This is a genomic window from Leucobacter luti, from assembly GCF_004217175.1.
Lineage (GTDB): Bacteria > Actinomycetota > Actinomycetes > Actinomycetales > Microbacteriaceae > Leucobacter > Leucobacter luti.
This window is the reverse complement of record NZ_SHKI01000007.1, coordinates 103158-121535: the sequence shown is the minus strand read 5'-3', so window position 1 is coordinate 121535 and position 18378 is coordinate 103158. Positions and strand designations below refer to the sequence as shown.

The window sequence follows — 18378 nt, the reverse complement described above, 5'->3', positions numbered from 1 at the left end:
AATGGCACGAGAGCCGCGGACGAAGCGCAACCCAGAGGGCAAGATGAGCCTCGGAGACCACCTCGTCGAATTCAGAAAGCGCCTCATGTACTCGGCGCTGGCGATCGTCGTCGCGCTGGTTGCCGGCTGGTTCCTCTCCGACGGGGTGTGGGACATGCTGCGGGTGCCGATCGGGCAGCTCGGCGATCAGGGGCGCGAAGCGGTGATCGCCTACGGCGACATCACGGGCGCGTTCGACACCAAGGTGCAGATCTCGCTGTTCATTGCCGTGTTGATCGCCTCCCCGGTGTGGCTGTACCAAATTTGGGCGTTTCTCGCGCCGGGGCTCACCAAGCGCGAGAAGCTCTACGGCGTCGGCTTTCTCGCCGCCGCGGTGCCGCTTTTTCTCGGCGGCGCGTTCGCCGGGTGGATGGTGCTGCCGAACATCGTGCGGCTCCTCGCGAGTTTCCAGCCCGAGCAGGACGCGTTCTTCCTCGACGCGCGCAAGTACCTCGACTTCGCAATCAAGCTGCTGCTCGCCGTCGGCGTGGGCTTTGTGCTGCCGGCGCTCCTCGTGATGCTCAACTTCATCGGCGTGCTGCGCGGCATGTCGATCCTCAAAAGCTGGCGCGTCGCGATCCTGTGCATCATTCTCTTCGCCGGCATCACCACCCCGGCCGCCGATCTCATGAGCATGTTCTTGCTCGCCGGGCCCATGATCCTGCTGTATTTTGCCGCCGCGGGAATCGCGATCCTGCACGACCGCCGCGTCGACAAGCGCCGCGCCGCGGAGCTTGACGAATACGGCCTCGAACCAGTGTCAACAAAGGACGAGGAATGACCGAAACTGCAGCGCCCGCCACACCACCCACTGAGACGGCACTGCAGTTCTTCGCGAACCGGCTTCCGTACCCGCTCGACGCCTTCCAGCTCACCGCGTGCGAGCGGCTCGAAGAGGGCCGCAGCGTGCTCGTGGCCGCCCCGACGGGATCGGGCAAGACCACGATTGCCGAGTTCGCGGTCTACCTCGCGCGCCGCGAGCGCGACGCCCGGATCTTTTACACCGCGCCGATCAAGGCACTCTCAAACCAGAAGTTCCGTGAGCTCTGCGACGAGTACGGCGAGGACGAGGTGGGCCTGCTCACCGGGGATCTGAACATCCGCGGCGACGCGCCAATCGTGGTCATGACCACGGAGGTGCTCCGCAACATGATCTATGCGGAGTCCGAGGCCCTCGCCAACCTCGCGTTTGTGGTGCTCGACGAGGTGCACTTCCTCGGCGATCGCTTCCGCGGCGCGGTGTGGGAAGAGATCATCCTGCACCTGCCGCAGGCCGTGCGGCTCGTGGCCCTGTCGGCCACGGTGTCGAACGCCGAGGAGTTCGGCGACTGGATGCACGCCGTGCGCGGCGACACCGACGTGATCCTGTCCGAGCACCGTCCCGTGCCGCTCTACCAGCACGTGCTCACGCCGAAGGAGCTGCTGCCGCTGTACGTGGGCCGCGACGGTGAGCTCGCCGCGCGCGGACGCCTCAACCCCGAGCTGCGAATGCTTGAGGGCGGCCGCGGCCGCGGCGGACGGGACCGCTCGCGCGGCCGCGCGCCGCAGCGCCGCGGCAAGCGCGTCTCGCGCTCCGACATTGTGCGCGCGCTCGACCAGACCGAGCTGCTGCCGGCAATCGTCTTCGTGTTCAGCCGCAACGGCTGCGACCAGGCGGTGCGCCAGTGCCTGTTCGAGGGGATCACGCTGACCACACGCGAGGAGCGCGACGAGATTCGTCGCATCGCGCGCGCCGAGGTGCAGGACATGAGCGAGGAGGAGCGGCGCGTGCTGGGCGTGCGCGAGTGGCTCGCGGGGCTCGAGCGCGGGGTCGCCGCGCACCACGCCGGTCTCCTCCCGGCGTTCAAAGCGGTCGTCGAGCGCCTCTTCCAGCGCCGACTGCTCAAGGTCGTCTTCGCGACCGAGACGCTCGCGCTCGGGATCAACATGCCGGCGCGCGCCGTCGCGATCGAACGGCTCGACAAGTTCAACGGGGAGCAGCGCGTGCCGCTCACCTCGGGGGAGTACACACAGCTGACCGGCCGGGCCGGGCGCCGCGGTATCGACGTGGAGGGCCACGCGGTGGTCGTGTGGAGCGACGGCGTCGACCTCGAAGAGCTCGCCCACCTCGCCGGCGCGCGATCCTTCCCCGTGAACTCAAGTTTCCGCCCCACTCCGAACATGGCGGTAAACCTGCTGCAGCGCATGGACGAGGAGCGGGTGCGCGAGACGCTTGAGCTCTCGTTCGCGCAGTTCCAGGCCGACCGCGCCGTCGTGGACCACGCGCGCGAGCTGCGCGCCGAGCAGGACTCGCTCGCCGGCTACGACGCCGCGGCGAAGAAGGCCCAGGGCTCGGACCAGAAGCGCTGGGAGGACCGCGCGCGCAAGCTGCGGCGCCGAATCGAGCGCGGCAGGCGCCAGATCGCGTCGCGCACCGGCACGATCGCGCGCACCTTCGATCGGGTGGTCGAGTCGCTGCTCGAACTCGGGTATCTCGAGCGGATCGCGGGCGAGCCCGAGGTGACGCCGTGGGGTGAGCTGCTGCGCCGGATCTACGGGGACCGCGACCTGCTCGTCGCCGAGTGCCTTCGCGAGGACGCCTTCCGGGGCCTCGACCACGCGGGCCTCGCCGCGATCTGCTGCCTCCTCACGTACGAACCGCGGCGCGACGACGAGGGGTCGCCCCGGCTCCCGGGCGGGGGCGCGTTCGCGGCGGCGCACGACCGGGTGCTCGACATCTGGGAGCGGCTCGACGACCTGTCCGAGCGGTCACGGCTGCCGCGCAGCGAGATGCCGCACGCGGGTCTCGCCGGCGTGATGCACGCGTGGGCCAACGGGCAGCCGATCGAGCGGGTGCTTGAGGAGTCCGGCCTCGGGGCCGGAGACTTCGTGCGCTGGGCGAAGCAGACCATCGATCTGCTCGACCAGGTCGCCCAGGCGTGCGAGGCCGGGGTGCGCAACGACCTCGAGTCGGAGCGGCTCGGAGAGCTCGCGCAGCTCGCGCGCTCCGCGAAGCGCAGCGTGCGGCGCGGCATCGTCGAGGCGTCGAGCTCGTCGTGAGCGCGACAGATCGGACCGCGGAGTTCCCGACGATGCACGCGAGCGCCGAGGCCACGCAGCCGCGGCGCCTGCCCTGGTGGGCGTCGCTGCTCGCCGCGCTGTGCGGCGGGCTGCTGCTCGACGCAGCCGGGCCCGGTCTGGGATGGTGGCCGCTTGCGCTGCCCGCGGTGGCGCTGATCCTGCTCTCCAGCTGGCACCAGCGCGCCCGCTGGGGCCTGCTCGTCGGCGCGATTGCCGGCCTCGCGTTCTGGGGCCCGCACATCTCGTGGCTCACGCTCTACCTCGGGCTCGTGCCGTGGGCGGGGCTCACCGGCGTGATGGCGGCCTGGTTCGCGCTCTGCGGCATGCTGCTCGCGTTCGCAACGCGCGGTCTGGCCCGCGCGCCGTGGGTCGCGGCCCGGCCCGCGCGCCTCGCGCTCGCGCAGAGCCTCACCGTCGGGGGGCTCTGGGTGCTCCGCGAGGGGGTGCAGAGCTCCTGGCCCTACGGCGGCTTCGCGTGGGGTCGCCTCGCGCACACGCAGGCGACCGGGTGGTTCGCCGAGTCAGTCTCCTGGCTCGGATTCGCCGGGCTGTCCGGGCTGCTCGCCGCGGCGGTTGCCGTCGCGGTGGCGGTGTGGCTGGTGCCGGGCGCCACGTCGCGGCTGCGCGTGATCGGCGCGGCGGGCATCGCTGCGACGCTCGCGCTGCTCGCCATCGTTCCGGTGGCGACGCTCCCGCACGACGGGACGCTCCGGATCGCCGCGATCCAGGGCAACTCGAAGTCCGGGATCTTTGACGACCGCGAGAACGGCGACGTGTTCCGCGACCACGCGGAGGAGACCACCCGGCTGCTCGACGAGCTCGAAGCCGCCGGGGAATCGGTCGATCTGATCGTGTGGCCCGAGAACAGCGCCGAGTACGACCTGCCCGGCAACGCGCTCCGTGACTTCCAGGTCGCCGGGCTCGCCAAGCGCGCCGGCGCGCCGATCGTGGCTGGCTCGATCCTGCAGGATCCAGACGGCAGCTACACGAACAGTGCGATCGTGTGGGACGCCGATGGCGCCACCGGGCAGCGCTACGATAAGCGCTTCCCCGTGCCGTTCGCGGAGTACATGCCCAACCGGGAGTTCTTCCACTTCTTCGCGCCGGATCTCGTCGACCTCGTGCAGCTCGAGTATTCCGCGGGTCAGCGGCCAGCGGTGATGGAGATCGACACGCCGGCCGGGCCGATCGCCGCGGGCCTCGCCATCTGCTTCGACATCATCTTCGATCAGCAGGCGGAGGAGATGGTCGACGGTGGCGCCCAGGTGATCCTCGCGCCCACCAACAACGCCGATTTCGGGCGCACCGACGAGAGCGTGCAGCAGCTGCAGATCGCGCGGCTGCGCGCCATCGAAACCGGGCGGGCGCTCGTCAACATCTCGACCGTGGGCACGAGCGCGGTGGTGGCGCCAGACGGGTCCGCGCTCGACTCGCTCACCCCGTTCACCTCTGACGCACTCGTCGCCGAGGTGCCGCTGGTCGCCGGTGCAACGCCGGCCCTGCGGTTCGGTGGGGCGATCGCGGGTGGCTGGATGCTGCTCGGCGCGCTGGGCTGCGCTGGAGCCGCGTGGGGTGCTTGGAACGCCCGGAGTACCCGGGACAGCTACGCGCCGCGGCGAGCGCGCAGCAGCTGAAGCCGTTCTTCGAGGAGCTCCTCGAGCTCCTCGCGTGAGCGGCGCTCGATCAGCATGTCCCACGGGGTGCGCTGCGACGACTCTTTCTCCTCGAACTCGGCGCGCGCTGTGCGCCCGGCCTCGTCGTCAAGAAAGCCAAGCTCGCCGCTCTTCTGGTCCACCCACTCGGCCGGCGGCTCAGCGTCGGCGTCGAAGAGGACCACGAAGCGGTTGCCGCGGTCGGTGAGGTACTCGACGGTGCGGCGCGGCGACAGCTCAACGCCCTCTTCGCCCTGCAGGCTCGTTGCGCCAATGCGGGTCCCGCGAAGTGTTCGATCGGCCATGGTTGGACCTCCTCGCCTGGGAGCCCGGTTTCGGACGAGCCCCTACCGTTGCCGCCAGCGTATCGGCTCCCGACCCGGTTCCGATACCCCTCGTTCGCTCCGGGCGTCACTGCTCGGCGCGCTGGGCCGCATGTCGGAGGGGGTGCGTGCCTCCACTACCCTTGAGGGAGTTCACTTCGTCGATGTGAGGAGCACCAGTGACACAGATTCTTGAGCCGGACAGTCTGTCTGGCCGACGCGCGCTTGTAACCGGATCGTCTCGGGGCGTTGGCGCCGACACCGTGCGGTACTTCGCGGAGGCCGGGGCCGACGTGGTCGTCAACTTCCGCAACAAGGCGCCGCGCGCCGAGAAGCTTGCGGCCCAGCTTCAGGAGCTGGGCGTTCGCGCGCTCGTGCAGGGCGCAGACCTCACCGATCCCGAGTCGGTCGCCGCGATGATGGCCGAGATCAAGGCCGCGTTCGGCGGGCTCGACATCCTCGTGCTCAACGCCTCGGGCGGCATGGAGGGCGGCATGGCTGAGGACTACGCGCTGCAGCTCAACCGCGACGCCCAGCTCTCGGTCCTCGAGGCGGCGCTGCCGCTCATGGGGGAGGGCAGCCGCGTGGTCTTCGTGACGAGCCACCAGGCGCACTTCATTCGCACCACGCCGACCATGCCCGAGTACGAGCCGGTTGCGCTGTCGAAGCGTGCCGGCGAAGACGCGCTGCGCGAGCGGATCCCCGAGCTCGCCGAGCGCGGCATCGAGTTCGTCGTCGTGTCCGGCGACATGATCGAGGGCACCGTCACCGCGACGCTGCTGAACCGGATGAACCCGGGCGCGATCGAGGAGCGCCGCGAGCAGGCCGGGCGTCTCTACAACGTCGCCGAGTTCGCGGCCGAGGTTGCGCGCGCGGCGGTCGAGCCGGTCCCCGCGGACCACACGCGCCTCGTGGGAGACACCACCAGCTTCGGCGCCTAGCCGGCGGCTGGCGGCGCTGGCGGCGCTGGCGCCGCAGCGGCGCTGCGCTGCGCTGGCGGCCCGGCTGCTGCGCTGGCGGCCCTCCCGCCTCCGCAAAACCGACCCGTTTCTCCACATCCGACCCGCTCGTCGGCCTCACATCGGCCGTCAACAGGGGCGGATCTGTGGGAGCGGGTCGGTTTTGCGTTGGTGCGGCGTGCGGGGGCCTGACGCTGGCGCTGCCCGCACCCCGCCCGGTGCAGCTGGGTCGCCTGCCCGGCCCGAGGCGGGAGCCTCCCAGGTCGCAGCTCGCCAGCGGCGCAGCTCCGCGCCTGCAGTCCAGATCCGACCCCTCCACCCAGATCCGACCCGGTTGCTCGGCAATAAGGCCGCGTGGAGCGGGTCGGATCTGCGGCACAGGGGCGGATTTGCGGGTGGTGGGGCCTGGGCGGCGGGTGGTGGTGGAAGTGCCGGGTCCGGATCGGCGAGGCGGCTCTGCGGTCACGGGTCGGATCTGGGTCCAAGGGTCGAGTCTGCGGTCGCGGGTCGGATCTGCGGCCCCGGGTTGGATCTGGGTGGAGGGGACGGATCTGCGCTGGAGGGTCGGATCTGGGTGGAGGGGGCGGATCTGCGCTGGAGGGTCGGATCTGGGCGGAGGGGTCGGATCTGCGAGCGTACGCCCCGCGCCAAGCCCCAGGCACCACGCGCCACGCGCCACGCGTCGCCACCCCACCCCACCCTCAACCCGAGTCCACCACCCCCGAACCCCGAGCGGCGTTCGATAGTTGAGCGGCGGGGCGGGCGCGTTTCGACTATCGGAAACGGCAGCGGCGGGGGCCCCGCCGGGCCCGGTTTCGCGGCGGCGACGACTGTGTTTCGATCGCGTTACGCGGCGATGTCCTGTTCGGTGAACGTGATCCAGCACCGCACGATATTCGGTTTTACTGCGGCATGTTACGAATTGCGTGTATAAAGTGCGCTGTGCGATTCGTTTGACCGAATAAACGAGTGGTAGATTCGGGGTCTATCGACAGTGAGGACCCCAGATGATTGCACGTAGCCCATCCGGAGCCCCAACTGCAGCAGGTCTCTACGATCCGGCCACCGAGCGTGACGCGTGCGGGCTCGCCTCGGTGGTGTCCCTGACGGGGGAGCCGAGCCACGACATCGTGCGGCTCGCGCTCGAGGCGCTGGAGAACCTCGAGCATCGCGGGGCAATCGGATCGGACGCCGGGACCGGCGACGGCGCGGGGATCCTGAGCGATCTGCCGGACGAGTTCATCCGCGGCGAGCTCGCGGCCCACGAGCCGGCGCTCACGCTGCCCCCGCTCGGCGGCTACGCGGCCGGGCTCGCGTTCCTGCCGCGCGCCTCGACCGAGCGCCAGGCCGTGAAGTACCGGATCGCGGCGATTGCTGCGGAGGAGGGGCTCGCGGTGCTTACCTGGCGCGCGGTCGCGGTGCGGCCCGACGTGCTGGGCGGCAGCGCGCGCGACGCGGCCCCGGTGATCGAGCAGCTGATCGTGGTCCCCGCGACCGGCACGGCGCTCCACACCGACCTCCTTGAGCGCCGCGCATTCCGCACGCGCAAGCGTATCCAGCACGAGACCGGCTGCTACCTGCCGTCGTTCTCGGCGCGCACGATCGTGTACAAGGGCATGGTCACCACGCTGCAGCTGCCGGGCTTCTACCCGGAGCTCAGCGATGAGCGCTTCGCCTCGCGCTTCGCGATCGTGCACTCCCGCTACTCGACGAACACGTTCCCCTCGTGGCACCTTGCCCAGCCGCTGCGCATGGTCGCGCACAACGGCGAGATCAACACGGTTCGGGGCAACCGCAACTGGATGCGGGCCCGGGAGGCCCAGCTCGAATCCGAGGCCCTTGGCGACGTGCGTCAGCTGCTGCCCATCTGCTCGGACGGCGGCAGCGACTCGGCAAGCTTCGACGAGGTGCTTGAGCTGCTGGTGATGGCCGGGCGCACCCTGCCGCACGCGCTCTCAATGATGGTGCCGGAGGCGTGGGAGTCCGAGACGGGGCTCGCCCTGGAGCTCGTCGACTTCCTCGAGTACCACTCCCTGCTCATGGAGCCGTGGGACGGTCCGGCCGCGATGATCGCGACGGACGGCAGCGAGCTCGTTGCCCTGCTCGACCGCAATGGCCTGCGTCCCGGGCGCTACCTGGTGACCACCGACGGGCTGCTCGTGATCGCGAGCGAGACCGGCGTGCTCGACGTGGCGCCCGAGCGGGTCGCCCACCGCGGCCGCTTGCAGCCGGGTCGCATGCTCGCGGTAAACCTCGCCACGGGGGAGATCCGCGATGACGAGGCGGTGAAGCGCGAGCTCGCCGAGAGCGCGCCGTGGGGCGAGTGGCTGGAACAGGGCCGGATCCGCCTGTCCGAGCAGCCCGAGCGCGAGCACCTGGTGCACCCGCCGGCGTCGATCAACCGCCGGCAGCGCACCTTCGGGTACACGGAGGAGGAGCTGCGCCTCGTGCTCACCCCCATGGCCCGCGACGGCATCGAGCCGCTCGCGGCGATGGGGACCGACACGCCGATCGCCGCGCTGTCGGAGAAGCCGCGCCACCTGCACGACTACTTTGTGCAGCAGTTCGCGCAGGTGACGAACCCGCCGCTCGACGCGCTGCGCGAGGAACTCGTGACGAGCCTGCGCGCCGGCATGGGGCCGCAGGAGAACCTGCTCACGCAGTCGGCGGCGCACGCGCGCCAGGTGATCCTCGATTTCCCGGTGATCGACAACGACGCGCTCGCGCGGATCCAGCACTTCGGGGACGACCCGCTGCGGGAGCGCGCGGTGACGATCCGCGGCCTGTACCCCGTTGACTTCGAGGCGAAGGGCCTCGCGGATCGGCTCGAGGCGATGTGCAACGAAGCGAGCGCGGCGATCGAGGCCGGCGCCGAGTTCATCATCATCTCCGACCGCGACTCGAACAAGGACCTCGCCCCCGTGCCGTCACTGCTCGCGGTGTCGGCGGTGCACCACCACCTGATCCGTGAGGGCCTGCGGATGCGCGTGGCGCTGATCGCCGAGTCCGGCGATGTGCGCGAGGTGCACCACGTGGCGGCGCTCATCGGCTACGGTGCCGCGGCAGTGAACCCGTACCTTGCCATGGAGACGGTGAGTCTGCTGGTGCGCGACGGCTCGATCCCGGGCATCACCGAGACCGAGGCGATCGCCCGGCTCATCAAGGCGCTCGGCAAGGGCATGCTCAAGGTGATGAGCAAGATGGGGATCTCGACGGTCGCGTCGTACAGCGGCGCGCAGACGTTTGAGGCGATCGGGCTCGCGCAGCCGCTCGTTGACCGCTACTTCACCGGGACCGCCTCGCGGCTCGGCGGCGTGGGCCTCGACGTGCTCGCCGCCGAGGTCGCCGCCCGGCACCGCGCCGCGTACCCGGACGACCCGGCCGCGCTCGCCCACAAGCGGCTCGAGACCGGCGGCGAGTACCGCTGGCGGCGCGGGGAGGAGCCGCACCTGTTCGACCCGCAGACGATCTACAAGCTGCAGCACGCCACGCGCACGGGCCGCCGCGAGATCTTCTCCGAGTACACGGCGCGCGTGAACGAGCAGCAGGAGCGGCTGATGACGCTGCGCGGCCTGTTCAGCTTCGCCCCGCAGCGCCCGGCCGTGCCGCTCGGCGAGGTCGAACCGGTGTCGGAGATCGTGCGCCGCTTCGCGACCGGGGCGATGAGCTACGGCTCGATCTCGCCCGAGGCGCACGAGACGCTCGCAATCGCGATGAATCAGCTCGGCGGCCGCTCGAACACGGGCGAGGGCGGCGAGAGCGAGGAGCGCCTGCTCGACCCGGCGCGGCGCAGCGCGATCAAGCAGGTGGCGTCCGGCCGTTTCGGCGTGACCAGCCTCTACCTCACGAGCGCCGACGAGATTCAGATCAAGCTCGCGCAGGGCGCGAAGCCGGGCGAGGGCGGTCAGCTGCCGCCCACGAAGATGTACCCGTGGATCGCGCGCACCCGCCACGCGACCCCCGGCGTGGGCCTCATCTCGCCGCCGCCGCACCACGACATCTACTCGATCGAGGATCTGAAGCAGCTCATCTTCGATCTGAAGCGCGCAAACCCCGCGGCCCGGATCTCCACGAAGCTGGTGGCGCAGAGCGGGATCGGCCCGGTCGCGGCGGGCGTCGCGAAGGCGCTCTCCGACGTGATCCTGATCTCGGGCCACGATGGTGGCACCGGTGCGAGCCCGATGAACTCGCTGAAGCACGCCGGCTCCCCGTGGGAGCTCGGCCTCGCCGAGGCCCAGCAGACGCTGATGCTCAACGGGCTGCGCGAGCGAGTAGTGCTCCAGGCGGACGGGCAGCTCAAGACCGGCCGCGACGTGGTGATCGCCGCGCTGCTCGGCGCCGAGGAGTTCGGCTTCGCAACAGCGCCGCTCGTGGTCTCCGGCTGCATCATGATGCGGGTGTGCCACCTCGACACCTGCCCTGTCGGGGTCGCGACCCAGAACCCGGAGCTGCGGGAGCGCTTCACCGGGCAGGCCGCGCACGTGGTGAACTTCTTCCGCTTCATCGCCGAGGAGGTGCGCGAGATCCTCGCCGGGCTCGGGTACCGCTCGATCGCCGAGGCGGTGGGCGACACGAGCGCGCTCGACGTCGCCGACGCGATCACGCACTGGAAGGCTGCGGGCCTCGATCTCACCCCCGTGCTGCGCGGCCCCGAGTTCGCCGCGGACGAGCCTCGCCGGCACGGCCGGGAGCAGGACCACGAGCTTGGCGCGCACTTCGACGTGCAGCTGATCGACATGGCCGCGGACGCGCTCGACGCGCGGGAGCCGGTGGTCATCGACCTGCCGATCCGCAACGTCGACCGCGCGGTCGGCACGATGCTGGGGCACGAGACCACGAAGCGCCACGGCGCGGCGGGGCTCGCGCCGGGCACGATCGACGTGACGCTCACCGGCTCGGCCGGTCAGTCGCTCGGCGCTTTCCTCCCGGCCGGGATCTCGCTTCGGCTCGTGGGCGACGCGAACGACTACGTGGGGAAGGGCCTCTCCGGCGGCGAGATCTCGATCCGCCCGCACCCGCGCGCCGGGCACGCGGCGGCGGGCAACGTGATCGCCGGCAACGTGATCGGCTACGGCGCGACGGCCGGCGAGCTGTGGATTGCCGGGGTCGTGGGCGAGCGATTCCTGGTGCGCGGCTCCGGCGCGACGGCGGTGGTTGAGGGCACGGGGGACCACGCGCTCGAGTACTTCACGGGCGGTTTCGCGCTCATCCTCGGTGCCACCGGCCGCAACATCGGCGCCGGCATGTCCGGGGGTGAGGCGGTGATCCTCGACCTCGACCCCGCGAACGTCAACGCGGCGGAGCGCGCGTCCGGGGCGCTGCTGCTGCAGCGACTCGGCGGTGCGGGTGGGCCGGGCGACGCCGATCCGGTGCCCGCCGGTGACGCCGATGAGCTGCGCGCGCGGATCCGCACACTGCTGCAGCGCCACGCCGAGCAGACCGGTTCCGAACTCGCGGCCACGCTGCTCGCAGAGCTCGCGGCCGATCCCGAGCGCCTCTTTGCGCGCTTCACCCGTTTGATCCCGCGCGGCTACTCCCGGGTCCTTGAGATCCGTGAGCGGGCGCACGCGCAGGGCGTAGACCCCGACGGTGATCGGGTCTGGACTGAGATCTTGGAGGCCACCCATGGCTGATACACACGGATTCCTCACCGTTCGCGAGCGCGAGCTCGCCACGAAGCGGCCGGTCGCGCTGCGACTGCAGGACTGGCGCGAGGTGGTCGACCCGGCGAACCCGACGGTCGTGGCGCGCCAGGCGTCGCGCTGCATGGACTGCGGCGTGGCGTTCTGCCACCAGGGCTGCCCGCTCGGCAACCTCATCCCGGAGTGGAACGACCTCGTGTACCGTGAGCGCGGCCGTGAGGCGGCGGATCGGCTGCACGAGACGAACAACTTCCCGGAGTTCACCGGCCGTGCCTGCCCGGCGCCCTGCGAGTCAGCCTGCGTGCTGAGCATCAATCAGCCCGCCGTGACGATTAAGCAGATCGAGAACAGCATCATCGACGAGGCGTTCGCGCGTGGCTGGGTTGAGCCGCAGCCGCCGGCCCGCCTGTCTGGCAAGACGGTCGCGGTGGTCGGTTCCGGGCCCGCCGGGCTCGCCGCCGCGCAGCAGCTGACACGGGCCGGCCACACGGTGGCGGTGTACGAGCGCGACGAGACGCCCGGCGGCCTGCTCCGCTTCGGGATCCCGGACTTCAAGCTTGAGAAGGCCCTCGTGGAGCGCCGCATCGAGCAGCTGAAGGCCGAGGGCACCAGGTTCAGGTGCGGGATCGAGATCGGCCGCGACATGAGCTGGGGTGAGCTGCGCCGCCGCTTCGACGCCGTGGTGGTGGCGACCGGCGCGACCGTGCCGCGCGAGCTGGCGCTCCCGGGCCGCGAGCTGGACGGTGTGCTGCACGCGATGGACTACCTCACGGCGGCGAACCGGGTGCAGTCTGGCGCGCTCACCGAGACTCCCTTCGACGCGGCCGGCAAGCACGTGATCGTGATCGGCGGCGGCGACACCGGCGCCGACTGCGTGGGCACGGCTCACCGCCAGGGCGCCCGCTCGGTGACCAACCTCGCGATCGGCAAGCAGCCGGGCGAGACGCGCAGCGACGCGCAGCCGTGGCCGGTGCACCCCACCCTGTTCGAGCTCACGAGCTCGCACGAGGAGGGCGGCGAGCGCCGCTTCCGCGCAGCGACCGTCGAGTTCGTCGCTGGCGAGGCGGCCGGCCCGTCCGGTGCCCCGGCGATCGCGGCGCTGCGGGTTGCCGAGACCGGATTCACGGAGGCCGGTCGTGCGCCAATTCCCGGCACCGAGGAGCTCATCGATGCAGATCTCGTGCTCATCGCGATGGGGTTCACCGGCCCGGAGCCCATCGTCGATCCGGGTCTCACCCTTGAACGCGACGCGCGCGGCAGCTTCGATCGCGCAGCCGATTTCTCAAGCGCGCTGCCCGGCGTGTTCGTCGCGGGCGACGCGGGACGGGGGCAGTCGCTGATTGTGTGGGCGATTGCCGAGGGGCGCGCCGCGGCCGCGGCCGTCGACCGCTACCTCACCGGCGACACGGTGCTCCCGAGCCCGGTGACGGCGAAGGATCGCGCGTTCACGTAACCGCGCTGCTGCGCCGCTGCCGCGCCGTTGCCGCGGGGAACGGCGCAGCTCGGCGTCGTCGCCCAGCTCACGTTCGGGGAATAGGGTGTGAGTGACCCGGGTTTTTCCGGGGGAGGGTTGCCAGCGGTCGCGGCTCAGCCGCACCGCCCGAGCGACCACGCGACGAAGGGATACAGCATGACGACAGTGACGATCATCGGCGGCAGCGGCTATGCAGGATCGCACATCGCCGAGGCGGCGGCGGTTCGCGGGTTCAACGTGACGAGCGTGAGCCGCGGCGAGGTTGCCCAGCAGCAGTCCGGCGTGAAGTACCTGCGCGGGTCGGCGCTCGACCCGGCCGACCGTGCGCGCGCGCTCGACGGTGCCGATGTGGTGATCGTCGCGCTGTCGCCGCGCGGCGATATGGCTGGCAAAGTGCGGCCGGCAATCGCCGAGCTCGCGGCCGAGGCGGATGCCGCAGGCGTGCGGCTCGGCGTGATCGGCGGCGCGGGCTCGCTGCTGCAGGAGGAGGGCGGCGACCTCGTGATGAACGGTCCCGGCTTCCCCGACGAGATCAAGGCCGAAGCCGCCGAGATGGGCGAGGTGCTCGAGGATCTCCGCACAACGCCGGAGAGTCTCGACTGGTTCTTCGTGAGCCCGGCCGGCGGGTTTGGCCCGTGGGCGGCGGGCGAGTACACGGGGGAGTACCGGGTCGGCGGTGACGTGCTGCTCACTGACGCGTCGGGCGAGTCGGCAATCTCGGGAGCCGATTTCGGGGTGGCGATCGCCGACGAGATCGAGACTCCGGCACACCACCGCACGCGTTTCACGGTCGCCTACTAGCGGGCGCTTCGGCGGCCCGAGCGAGCGCGCGGTCGCGGTGCTCCCCACCGCGGGTACCGCGCGCTCGTGGCGCTCGCGGTGCCCGCGTCGCACTCGCGGCGCGGAATGGTGATCGAAGTTGTCGAGCGCGAGCCCTACCCTAGAGGGATGGACACCGCACTTCTGCTTCGCTTGCGCGCCGACCTCGCCGCCGCCGACTACCGCGCCGCCACCGTAAGCGGGTTGCTCGGCGACGGGGCCGACGCCGCGCGGTTGCGCGGCGTGTTCGTGCCAGCCGAGCGGGCGCTCGCGGAGCGCGACGGCTCCGCGCTCGCCTTGCTCGTGCGCCTGTTTCTGCTTGGGGCGGCGGTGACGGCAGCTGAGCTCGACGCCGCGCTGCCGGCTCTCGGCGCGGCCGGCGCGCGTGAGCTCGGGCTCGTCGCCGCGGAGCCCGGGGAGGCGTCTACGGACGCACTGCGCGCGGCGCTCTCACTGAACCCGGTCGCGATCGCCGACTCTCGAAGCGACGAGCCGGTTGACTGGTGGCTGCTCTCGGATCTCGACGACCAGCTCAGGCGCGGTCCGGCCCGTCCAGACCACGTGATGGGGGTCGGGGGCGCCACACGCTCGCTGATCGCGCAGGCGCCGCCCGGCGACGTGGCCCTCTCGCTCGATCTCGGAACCGGGTGCGGCATCGTCGCGCTCCATCTTGCGCTGCGCGGTGGCCGAGTGATCGCCACCGACATCTCGGAGCGCGCGCTCGAACTCGCCGCCGCCAACGCGGTCCTCAACACGCTCGACCACGCGATCGAGTTTCGGCGCGGCGACCTCTTCGCGCCGGTGCACGCGGACCGCTTTGATCTGATTCTTTCGAACCCGCCGTTCGTGATCACGCCGCGCGCCGGCGACGGGCCCATCTACGAGTACCGGGACGGCGGGCTCGTGGGCGACGCGCTCGCGGCGGCCGTGGTGCGCGACGGCCCGGCGCTGCTCGTGCCCGGTGGTACGATGCTGTGCCTCGCTAACTGGGAGACACCGTGGGGCGGCAACGGGCTTGGGCGGGTGCACGACTGGATCGCTGCCGGCGTGGCCGGACCGCTGACCGCGTGGGTGATCGAGCGCGACCGCGTGAGCCCGGCGCAGTACGCCGAGACCTGGGTGCGCGACGGCGGCGCCCGGCCCGGCACGGCCGCCTTCACTGAGCTACTCAGCGCCTGGCTCGACGACTTCAGTGAGCGCCGCGTGATCGGCATCGGCCTGGGCGCGATCCGGATCCGGCGCGAGCCCGAGACGACGGATCCGGCACCCCCGTCGGTGGTGCACGTGGAACAGGCGACCGGCTCGCTGAGCGCGGCGGGACTCGGCCGCGACCTCGAGGCCGCGTTTGCCGCCGGGGCGACCGCCGCGCGAATGTCTGACGCCGAGGTGCTCGCCACCCACTGGATCGTGTCGCCCGCGGTGACCGAGGAGCGCATCCACGAGCCGGGACACGAGTCTCCGAGCGCGCTGACGCTGCTCACCGATCGTCCGATCGCGCGCCGCGTCGCCGCCGATCCGCTGCTTGCCGCGGCAGTCGGCGCGAGCGACGGTGACCTGACGCTCGGTCAGATTGCCGACGCACTCGCGACGCTGCTCGACGTCGACGCCGCGGCCGCGCGCGAGGCAGTGATCGCCGGCGCGCGCGAGCTCGCCTGGCTGGGAATGCTGTCCCCGGGTGCGCCGCGCGCGTAGTGACGCACGCGGCCCAGGACGCTAGGCGAAGAGATCGAAGAGGCCGCGGAGGAGCGAGGCCGCAGCGCCGGCAAAGGCGAGGATGATCACGAAACGCCGCACCTGCGTCGGAGTGACCAGCCGGAGCAGCCGCTCGCCCGCGGCGATGCCGCCGAGCACCGCGAGCAGCACGGCGATCCAGAACCACCAGTCGGTCTGCGGGAGTCCACCGGGATCGAGCATCAGCTTCGCTGCGACCGAGGTGCCCCCGGTCAGGATGAAATACGGCTGCAGCGTCGCGGCGAAGGTTGCCTGCGGCCAGCGGGTGAGCACCGCGTAGGCGCTGATCGCGGGCCCGCCCACCCCGGCGAGCGCGTTCGTGAGCCCGGAGAGGAAGCCCGCTGCCGCCCGCGGTGCTTTCGGCTCAGTGGTGAAGCGGTTGCCAGAGATCGCGAGCGATGCGCCGAGCGCGACCATCACGATCGCGCCGACGAACACCGCCATGACCGCGGCGGAGAACAGCGTCGCGAGCCAGGCGCCGAGCACCGAGCCGAGCACGGCAAACGCGCCGAGCCAGCGGAACATCCCCCAGTCGATTGACCGCCACACGCGCGGCAGGATCAGCGCGCTCGAGATCACGCCGAGGACGTTGACCAGCAAGACCCCGGAGTGCGCGCCCAGAAGCAGCGTCATGAAGGGCGCGACGAGGAGCGCGAAGCCGAGACCGGCCATCCGCTGCGCTGCGGCGCCGACCACGATGAGTCCGATGATCAGGGCCGCCATGAGAACGGTCACTGCGCGCCCCCGGGTGTCGGAGTGGAGTGGTCGTGCCGGCCGCGCATCTGCTGCCTTTCGTCTGAGCTTGCTGTCCATCCTCCCAGACGCGCGCGGGCTGCCGCGCCACGCTCGGTAGAATGGCGGGGTGATGCGTACGACTGACCTCCGAGGGCGCGAGCTCTCCCGCAGTGAACTCCTGCAACTTGTTCCGCGCGCGGCGCTCAGCGCCGACGTTGCGGTCGAACGGGTGCGCCCGCTCGTTGCCGCGGTGGCGGCGCGCGGCGAGGCCGCGCTGCGCGAGCAGGCGGCCGACTTCGACGGGGTCACCGGGCACGCGCTCCGCGTCCCAAGCGAGGCGATCACCGACTCGCTCGCGGCCTGCCCACCCGACGTAAGGGCGGCGCTCGAGGAGCTCATCGTGCGCCTCCGCCAGGGCTCTGCCGCCCAGGTCCCCGCCCCGCAGGAGACGCGGATCGGTGCCGGCGCAGTGATCCGGCAGCGGTGGCAGCCAGTGTCTCGCGTTGGGCTGTACGCGCCCGGCGGGAAGGCGGCGTACCCCTCCTCGGTGATCATGAACGCCGTCGCCGCGCAGACGGCCGGCGTGCCGAGTCTCGCGCTCGCCTCCCCGGCCCAGCGCGACAACGCGGGGCTGCCGCACCCGGCGGTGCTGTGGGCCGCAGCGCTCTGCGGCATCGACGAGGTCTACGCAATCGGGGGAGCGGGTGCCATCGCCGCGTTCGCGCACGGCGTCCCCGAGATTTCGCTCGACCCCGTCGACGTGGTCACGGGGCCCGGAAACGTGTTCGTCGCCGCGGCAAAGCGCGTGGTGAGCGGGCTCGTGGGGATCGACTCGGAGGCCGGCACCACTGAGATTCTCGTGATCGCAGACGACACTGCCGATCCGCGGTTCGTCGCCGCCGACCTGATCAGCCAAGCCGAACACGACGAGGCCGCCGCGTCGGTACTCGTTACCGACTCGGCTGAGTTTGCCCAGCGCGTGCGCGACGAGATCGCCGCCCGGGCGCCGCGGACGCGCCACGCCGAGCGCGTGGCGACCGCGCTCTCCGGCCCGCAGTCGGGTGTGATCCTCGTCGACGATCTCGCCGACGCGGTGCGCGTGAGCAACGCCTACGGTCCGGAGCACCTCGAAATCCAGACGCGTGACGACGAGGGCACCCTCGCCGGGATCACCGACGCCGGCGCCGTGTTTGTGGGCGGGTACACGCCCGTCAGCCTCGGCGACTACCTCGCCGGGTCAAACCACGTGCTGCCCACCGGGGGGACCGCCCGCTTCGCCGCGGGGCTCGGGGCCCACACGTTCCTCCGGCCGCAGCAAATCATCAGTTACGACCGGAGCGCGCTTGCCGAGGCCGAGGCCCCGCTGCTCGCGCTCGCGGGTGCCGAGGGGCTCCCCGCGCACGGCGAGGCCGTGAGCGCTCGGTTCGAGGAGGAGACTCACTAATGCACTGTCCATTCTGCCGCCACCCGGACTCGCGGGTCATCGATTCCCGCACGGCCGACGACGGACTCTCGATCCGGCGCCGCCGCCAGTGCCCCGAGTGCGGCCGCCGCTTCACCACAACCGAGACCGCGAGCCTCACGGTGATCAAGCGCTCCGGCGTCGTTGAGCCGTTCAGCCGCGAGAAGGTGATGAGCGGGGTGCGCAAGGCCTGCCAGGGGCGCCCGGTCACCGAGGCGAACCTTGCCGTGCTGGCGCAGCAGGTCGAGGAGTCGGTGCGCGCGAGTGGCGTGGCGCAGTTCGACGCGAACGAGATCGGCCTCGCGATCCTGCCTCACCTGCGCGAGCTCGACGAGGTGGCGTACCTGCGCTTCGCCAGTGTCTACCAGGCATTTGAATCACTCGCCGACTTCGACGCGGCGATCGAAGAGCTGCGTGAGCACCCAGCGGCTCCCGGCACGCCCTCGTCCGCCGCATCGACCGCCACACAGGAGTAACCCCGC

The 18378-nt window shown here is 71.3% G+C and carries 12 protein-coding genes; 10 read left to right on the top strand and 2 right to left on the bottom strand.

Features of this window, described 5'->3' with window-relative positions:
- The first annotated feature begins 1 nt into the window (after window position 1).
- Genes tatC through lnt form a run of 3 tightly spaced genes read left to right on the top strand, consistent with a single transcriptional unit; the run spans window position 2 to window position 4733 of the window.
- Window positions 2-820 (top strand): twin-arginine translocase subunit TatC, encoded by an 819-nt coding sequence (tatC, locus tag EV139_RS13910; RefSeq protein ID WP_237465436.1) that lies wholly within the window; start codon window positions 2-4, stop codon window positions 818-820.
- Window positions 817-3078, top strand: coding sequence for a DEAD/DEAH box helicase (locus tag EV139_RS13905; RefSeq protein ID WP_130455126.1), 2262 nt, complete (start codon window positions 817-819; stop codon window positions 3076-3078). Before tatC ends, EV139_RS13905 begins: the two co-directional genes overlap by 4 nt.
- Window positions 3075-4733 carry an apolipoprotein N-acyltransferase gene (lnt, locus tag EV139_RS13900; protein ID WP_241989063.1) on the top strand — a complete coding sequence of 553 codons (1659 nt, stop codon included), beginning with the start codon at window positions 3075-3077 and terminating at the stop codon, window positions 4731-4733. Before EV139_RS13905 ends, lnt begins: the two co-directional genes overlap by 4 nt.
- On the opposite strand, the gene EV139_RS13895 is transcribed toward lnt, so the two are convergent.
- On the bottom strand, window positions 4703-5056 hold the full coding sequence (locus EV139_RS13895; RefSeq protein WP_130455124.1) for an RNA polymerase-binding protein RbpA: 354 nt from the start codon (window positions 5054-5056) through the stop codon (window positions 4703-4705). The two genes, lnt and EV139_RS13895, sit on opposite strands and share 31 nt — an antisense overlap.
- Before the next feature lie 197 nt (window positions 5057-5253).
- Between EV139_RS13895 and EV139_RS13890 the strand changes: the two genes are divergently transcribed.
- The 5 genes from EV139_RS13890 to EV139_RS13870 all read left to right on the top strand — a co-directional run bounded on the left by EV139_RS13890 (window position 5254) and on the right by EV139_RS13870 (window position 15660).
- Window positions 5254-6015 carry an SDR family oxidoreductase gene (locus EV139_RS13890; protein WP_130455122.1) on the top strand — a complete coding sequence of 254 codons (762 nt, stop codon included), beginning with the start codon at window positions 5254-5256 and terminating at the stop codon, window positions 6013-6015.
- Window positions 6016-7040: 1025 nt separating this feature from the next.
- Window positions 7041-11666: a glutamate synthase large subunit gene (gene gltB, locus EV139_RS13885; protein ID WP_130455120.1), complete on the top strand. Its 4626-nt coding sequence runs from the start codon at window positions 7041-7043 to the stop codon at window positions 11664-11666.
- A complete protein-coding gene (locus EV139_RS13880) occupies window positions 11659-13128 on the top strand; it encodes a glutamate synthase subunit beta (RefSeq protein ID WP_130455118.1) in 1470 nt (489 codons plus the stop codon). Before gltB ends, EV139_RS13880 begins: the two co-directional genes overlap by 8 nt.
- A 177-nt stretch (window positions 13129-13305) precedes the next feature.
- The gene (locus tag EV139_RS13875) at window positions 13306-13950 is read left to right on the top strand and encodes an NAD(P)-dependent oxidoreductase (RefSeq protein ID WP_130455116.1); all 645 of its coding nucleotides are present in this window, start codon (window positions 13306-13308) and stop codon (window positions 13948-13950) included.
- A 147-nt stretch (window positions 13951-14097) separates the two neighbouring features.
- Complete coding sequence (locus EV139_RS13870) at window positions 14098-15660, top strand: DUF7059 domain-containing protein (RefSeq protein WP_130455114.1); 1563 nt, start codon at window positions 14098-14100, stop codon at window positions 15658-15660.
- Window positions 15661-15681: 21 nt separating this feature from the next.
- Here the strand turns inward: EV139_RS13870 and EV139_RS13865 are convergent, their stop codons facing one another.
- Window positions 15682-16434 carry a sulfite exporter TauE/SafE family protein gene (locus tag EV139_RS13865; protein ID WP_130455112.1) on the bottom strand — a complete coding sequence of 251 codons (753 nt, stop codon included), beginning with the start codon at window positions 16432-16434 and terminating at the stop codon, window positions 15682-15684.
- A gap of 130 nt (window positions 16435-16564) precedes the next feature.
- Here EV139_RS13865 and hisD point away from each other — a divergent pair, with 130 nt between their 5' ends.
- Window positions 16565-17878, top strand: a complete 1314-nt coding sequence (gene hisD, locus EV139_RS13860; protein WP_130455110.1) for a histidinol dehydrogenase — start codon at window positions 16565-16567, stop codon at window positions 17876-17878.
- Window positions 17878-18372 carry a transcriptional regulator NrdR gene (gene nrdR, locus EV139_RS13855; protein WP_130455108.1) on the top strand — a complete coding sequence of 165 codons (495 nt, stop codon included), beginning with the start codon at window positions 17878-17880 and terminating at the stop codon, window positions 18370-18372. The genes hisD and nrdR overlap by 1 nt, the downstream gene beginning before the upstream one ends.
- The last annotated feature ends 6 nt before the right edge of the window (window positions 18373-18378 follow it).

Coding starts and splice junctions, on each gene's coding strand:
- tatC (WP_237465436.1), top strand. CDS start 2: ATGGCACGAGAGCCGCGGACGAAGCGCAACCCAGAGGGCAAGATGAGC.
- EV139_RS13905 (WP_130455126.1), top strand. CDS start 817: ATGACCGAAACTGCAGCGCCCGCCACACCACCCACTGAGACGGCACTG.
- EV139_RS13895 (WP_130455124.1), bottom strand. CDS start 5,056: ATGGCCGATCGAACACTTCGCGGGACCCGCATTGGCGCAACGAGCCTG.
- gltB (WP_130455120.1), top strand. CDS start 7,041: ATGATTGCACGTAGCCCATCCGGAGCCCCAACTGCAGCAGGTCTCTAC.
- EV139_RS13880 (WP_130455118.1), top strand. CDS start 11,659: ATGGCTGATACACACGGATTCCTCACCGTTCGCGAGCGCGAGCTCGCC.
- EV139_RS13875 (WP_130455116.1), top strand. CDS start 13,306: ATGACGACAGTGACGATCATCGGCGGCAGCGGCTATGCAGGATCGCAC.
- EV139_RS13870 (WP_130455114.1), top strand. CDS start 14,098: ATGGACACCGCACTTCTGCTTCGCTTGCGCGCCGACCTCGCCGCCGCC.
- hisD (WP_130455110.1), top strand. CDS start 16,565: ATGCGTACGACTGACCTCCGAGGGCGCGAGCTCTCCCGCAGTGAACTC.
- nrdR (WP_130455108.1), top strand. CDS start 17,878: ATGCACTGTCCATTCTGCCGCCACCCGGACTCGCGGGTCATCGATTCC.